5 protein-coding genes are annotated in these 5,248 nt (G+C 41.7%); 3 read left to right on the top strand and 2 right to left on the bottom strand.

The genetic code is table 11. From position 1 onward, the window contains the following. Positions 1–131: 131 nt before the first annotated feature. Positions 132–1,004: a small-conductance mechanosensitive channel MscS gene (gene mscS / locus A4A70_RS02840; protein ID WP_067568343.1), complete on the top strand. Its 873-nt coding sequence runs from the start codon at positions 132–134 to the stop codon at positions 1,002–1,004. Positions 1,005–1,202: 198 nt separating this feature from the next. Here the strand turns inward: mscS and A4A70_RS02835 are convergent, their stop codons facing one another. Then, a complete protein-coding gene (locus A4A70_RS02835; RefSeq protein ID WP_067568341.1) occupies positions 1,203–1,700 on the bottom strand; it encodes an Hsp20 family protein in 498 nt (165 codons plus the stop codon). A gap of 362 nt (positions 1,701–2,062) precedes the next feature. Between A4A70_RS02835 and parM the strand changes: the two genes are divergently transcribed. Both parM and A4A70_RS02825 read left to right on the top strand, forming a co-directional pair. Beyond that, positions 2,063–3,058, top strand: coding sequence for a plasmid segregation protein ParM domain-containing protein (parM, locus tag A4A70_RS02830; protein ID WP_067568339.1), 996 nt, complete (start codon positions 2,063–2,065; stop codon positions 3,056–3,058). After that, complete coding sequence (locus A4A70_RS02825) at positions 3,055–3,603, top strand: plasmid partitioning/stability family protein (RefSeq protein ID WP_067568337.1); 549 nt, start codon at positions 3,055–3,057, stop codon at positions 3,601–3,603. The genes parM and A4A70_RS02825 overlap by 4 nt, the downstream gene beginning before the upstream one ends. Before the next feature lie 549 nt (positions 3,604–4,152). Here A4A70_RS02825 and repA read toward each other — a convergent pair. Further along, positions 4,153–5,046 carry a plasmid replication initiator RepA gene (repA, locus tag A4A70_RS02820; protein ID WP_231908303.1) on the bottom strand — a complete coding sequence of 298 codons (894 nt, stop codon included), beginning with the start codon at positions 5,044–5,046 and terminating at the stop codon, positions 4,153–4,155. Between the last annotated feature and the right edge of the window lie 202 nt (positions 5,047–5,248).

The raw sequence follows: 5,248 nt of genomic DNA, 5'->3' as shown, positions 1-5,248 counted from the left end.
TACCTAGCCTCAAAAATATCAACAAGAAATACTTTATGATCAAGTCATTATATAAGCTAAGCATTAAGCATCAGCAACTATACTAGCTTGAACTGGATAGCGGCATTCCTGAATGCGATAGGAGGAAACGAATGGAAGATTTGAATGTAAATGTAGTAGACGGTATCAATGGTGCTGGCACCTGGTTGGTAAAAAATCAAGGGCTGTTTATTCAGTATGCGGTGAATATCGTCACAGCTATCGTTATCCTGCTCATCGGTTCTATCGTCGCCAGAATGATCGGCAATGCACTAAATCGCGTAATAAAGCTGCGCGGTATCGACGCCACAGTAGCGGACTTCCTGTCTGCAATTGTGCGCTACGTCTTGCGCGCATTTACCTTAATTGCTGTGCTAGGAAGCCTCGGTGTACAGACTTCTTCTGTAATCGCCGTGTTGGGTGCCGCTGGTTTGGCAGTAGCATTGTCGCTTCAGGGGTCGCTATCTAACTTTGCTGCTGGCGTACTGCTAGTGATCTTTCGTCCCCTGAGATTGGGGGAATATGTCGATCTGTGCGGTGTAATAGGCATAGTTGATCAGGTGCATATATTCACTACTACCTTACGTACCCCAGATAACAAAACAATCGTGGTACCTAATGGCAAAATCATTGCCGGCAACATCATCAACTACTCCCGCGAGCCGAACCGTCGAGTAGACATTGAGATTGGTGTAGCGTACCACGCCGATATCGACATGGTGAAGAAAGTGCTGGGCGATGTGATCGCCGCCGACAAACGTATCATACATGAAAAAGGGGTGACTGTGCGTCTGAAAGACATGGCACCTTCCTCGCTGAATTTTATCACTCGCTCTTGGACTGCCAATGCTGAATACTGGAACGTATACTTTGATCTCATGGAAAATTTTAAACGTGCGCTCGATGCCAACAAAATTGGCATGCCTTTTCCGCAGATGGATGTCCATCTTTATCAACCCGACGACTTATCAAACAAAGCGGAATAATTGGGCCAATAGGGATAGAGGGACAGGCTTCAGGAAAGCCACCATACGCACGCACGGTTGGTTGCCGCCACCTCTCACCTATCTGGCACTACGGCGGTTGGCGAAATCAGCGAGGGGTAATCGGCTATCACCGCCATACATAAAAGCGGCAAAGAATTAGCAAAAACGCCCCAATCAGGGGCGTTAAGTTTAATAAGTTTAAGCGGCATTGTGTTCGAGCACGCGCCCGGATTCATTTTGACCGCCGATGGCAATCTTCTGCGGTTTCTCTTTTTCGGGAATATCGTAGGTAAATTTCAGTGTTAATAATCCCTTCTCCAGATTAGCTTGATGGATAGTTATCCGATGCTCAAGGCTAAAACTCAAGGAAAAATCACTTCTTCTCATGATGCCCTGATGCAGCCATTTGATTCCGTCTTTTTCTTCGGTAGCGTCGGTTTCCTCAACCTTTGGTTTGCCGCTAATGGTTAACTGGTTATTGAGTACCGAAATATCCAGTTCATCCTGCTTATAACCAGGTACGCTAACCGTCATTTCATAATGCTCTTTATCTTTTTGCAGCAGATTATAGGCTGGCGTCTCACCCAAGGGTTTTTCACCTGTCAGACGACTAAACAGATTATCCATCTGCGTAAAACGGTCAGAAAGCAGATTATTACTTAATGTCGGGATAAGTGAGAAAGAACGATAGGCCATATTATCCTCCTTTAACATGCATTTACATTTAATGAAAACTAACCCTCACACCATTCATATATGGTCACTTAGTGACGTTTCAAGTATTAATGAATTATCTTTCTGGTTTATGGTGTGATTTTTTAACCCTTCTCCCCGAGAACAAGGTCAGATGATACGGCCAATCCATCAATCAATACTTATTGAAACGATTTGTTATTTCCAGCAATATGCGGTTTGACGGCAACAACGACTGACTTTCATAACGAAATAATAACACCTTTACAGGTGTGTTAAAATCAAATAACGTTGAAATACACATAATGGTGTGCAATATCAGTTGCAATATGATTTAATCACCCCAAACAAAGGGGTAAGTAGTAATGATAAAAGTGTTTTGTGATGATGGCTCTACCGCAATCAAACTATGCTGGTATGATAAACAGCATCATGAGCCAAAAACATTGATTAGTCAAAACACCTTCACCGAAGGGTGGAAACCAGTAGGGTTTGCTTCTGATCCAATTTATAACTATGAAGTTGATGGACTAAAATATAGCTTTTCTAAAGCCTCAGCTGAGGTCATACCAACCACTAATATTGATTTTCAATACCGTACAGAAAATCTACTTTCAGTACATCATGCATTACAACTTTCCGGTATTACACCTCAGGAAATTGAGCTATGGGTCACATTGCCAATTAGTGAGTATTACACCAATCATGACGCACAAGAAAATACTTTTAATATCCAACGTAAGATCAGCAATCTGCAACGCTCTATCAGCTTGAACAAAAGGCAAGTTTTTACTTTTGGAAAAATCCGTGTCTACCCTGAATCGGTTCCAGCAGTGGTCTCAGCACTACAGATAGATAATGTTCATCCATTAGAGCAATCATTAGTTGTCGATTTAGGTGGTACTACGCTAGATTGCGGCGTAATAGAAGGTCAGTTTGACAGTATTGCAAAGATCTCTAGCGATGCCGGAACAGGTGTAAGTTTAGTGATCAGGCATGTACAAGATGCGCTATTAAAAGCTGATACATTAAGTAATTATTATGTAGCAGATACGATCATCAGGGAAATGATGGCTGGAAATGATGTCAATATTTTCCCCTTGATTAACAATGTTGAATACATAGCCACTGTGAAGACTGCGTTCGAAATCTCTCGGAATAGATTGATAGAAAAAGTCATTCAACACGTCGAACAAAATTACCGTGGATTTCATCGAATCTATTTAACAGGTGGTGGAGCTGAGTATCTTTATACAGCATTTAACGCACACTGGAGTACATTCAAAACTAAAATAAAAAAGCTAGAGACACCACAGCTTGCTCTTGTAAAGGCACTGGCTGAAATAGGTAAACACCAATGAATAAGACAAAAAAATATTATTTCTATCTTAACATAGACAAAGATGAACAAGCAGCTGCTATTAAACTTCTTGATCACCTGGGACAGGGCAAAAAAAGCGCAGCAATAAAAAGTGTTCTTCTTTCTGGATTTAGTCTGAAACAAATTGATGAGCGTTTACCCTTACTGGTGGCCTCTCTTATTGCAAAACCCACATCGTTATCAACACTGGCAAAAGTTATTGGAGTTCTTTCACCAGACTACAATATCTCTCAGATAACTAACGAAAAAGCAAAAGAAATTGTTGCATGGCAAAAACGAGTACGTGACCAACTATTACCTAATAATGGATGGAGTGCATGGATATCAATCACAGAATCAGAATACGCTTCACTGATAACTAAAAATGACACTGACATTCAGGTTAGAGCTTTAATCGGTGCCATTAATGGAGATCTGATCAATGAGTCTGCACATAAAAAAGCAGTTTTAGCAGAAAAAACATCAATTGCTTCATCACACACAAATACTGTTATCAGTAAAGCCAATAAATTATTCAACACTTAACTTAAGTTATTTTACTGTTTCAACAGTTTCATTGTAATATCCAATGTAATGGTACTAATTTAGGTTAAAAAATAGAGAGTCTCTCTTATAGAGAGAGCAAAATGGTAATATCCAAAATATATTTAACTTGATCTGGTTGGTTTAAAGTAGGTCTCTAAGAGAATAAGAGATATATGCTGTCATTTAATTGATGAAATTTATTCACTTCTTTACAAGATCTATATTTACAATATCTCTGTAACTTAGTAAGTTATATCTTCTTAATAATTTTTATTTCGTTTAATGTTTTTTCTGTATTGTTTATCTTGATATAAGTAATATTGCATCTATGACTGAAAGTGCATCTACTGTTTATTTCCTCTTGCATTTATAAGTGGATAACGTGACAAAGTCACACTGAAATATAAATTCAAGGCAACAAGAAAACATAAAATGGGAACAAATGCTGATAATGGACGAGAGAATCGTCGGTTGAAGGGATTAAGGCATGAGTAATCATACGCCGTTAAGCTAAGCGCATAAGAAAGAAGGAAGTTATAAGGAAGTTATTTAGCTGGGGGGCGGAGCCGTAGCCAGTTTGCGCATAACGTGATAACGTTGCTCAACCAGCCGCTTAAGTTGAACATGCTCCATTGCCACAAGCTCATCTTTACTGTAAAGCTTCACCAGGTCTTTTAAGATAGCGTTCTGGGCTTCCTGTTTATCCAGCGCCGCTAGCTTAAGAGCCCGACGCACCTGCTTGCGATGAGCTTGTTTCTGAGTTCGCATTTCAAATGCCCGTTTGATATGTTGGGTTTTAGCCCGACGACGCGCTTCCGTCAGGCTAATCGGGCCTTCTCCTGTTTCGCGCCGCTTATGATTTTCCCAGGCCAGTTGCTGTTGCTGCGCCGCCAGGTATTTGCCGTACTCATAACCAATCAGCACAAAGAATAACTCCGTTACCCAGATAATGTTTGGAATATAGGAGCCGGAGGTTTCGTCCCAGACACGTTCACAATGAACAGCCCCTATCGCTTCGATATGTTCATTGATAGCACGACTGGCACGGCTGTAACAAGGCTGACCATGACGGTTATAGGTTGTCAGACCACAGGCATCTGAAATCTGCCCCAGCGTCATAAAGACCTTACTGGTGACCAGATTCACATGCGCCGCCAGACACTCCATAATCGCATCCACCGCCCGACGACGATGCAGATTCATCGCCCGCTCCGTCCACAATAATCCATGGGTAATGGCATGAAAACGCGGCGCCGTCCGCCATAGCGGATGTTTCGAGGGAGGATTTTCCCGTGCTGATTTGCGCATCGCATCAATGATACGCGGGGGCTTCATATCGGCTTTAGGCGGCTGATAGCACGGGTGAGGATTATTGACATAGCTACGCGAAAGAAACGCTGGCGCAACGATTTGCGCAGAAGAAATTGAAGTTTTTTTATCCACCACTTCCTGCACTTATGGCAGTGTGGCGGGTGAAAGTGTATTTCAACACTTGATTGCTTGTTTTCATGCTGCTAATATCCTTCTTGAATATTGCCAATCGCATAAATTCGCAAAGACCTGATAGAGTGTCTGCCAGGATGGTGCTATCAGGTTTTTTTGCGTTCTGAGGTCAGGAACAGAACTCCCTGACGACAGGCACCTA

The sequence above is a fragment of the Candidatus Hoaglandella endobia genome (assembly GCF_900044015.1).
In the GTDB taxonomy this organism is placed as follows: domain Bacteria; phylum Pseudomonadota; class Gammaproteobacteria; order Enterobacterales; family Enterobacteriaceae; genus Hoaglandella; species Hoaglandella endobia.
This window is presented reverse-complemented; position numbering and strand designations above follow the sequence as displayed.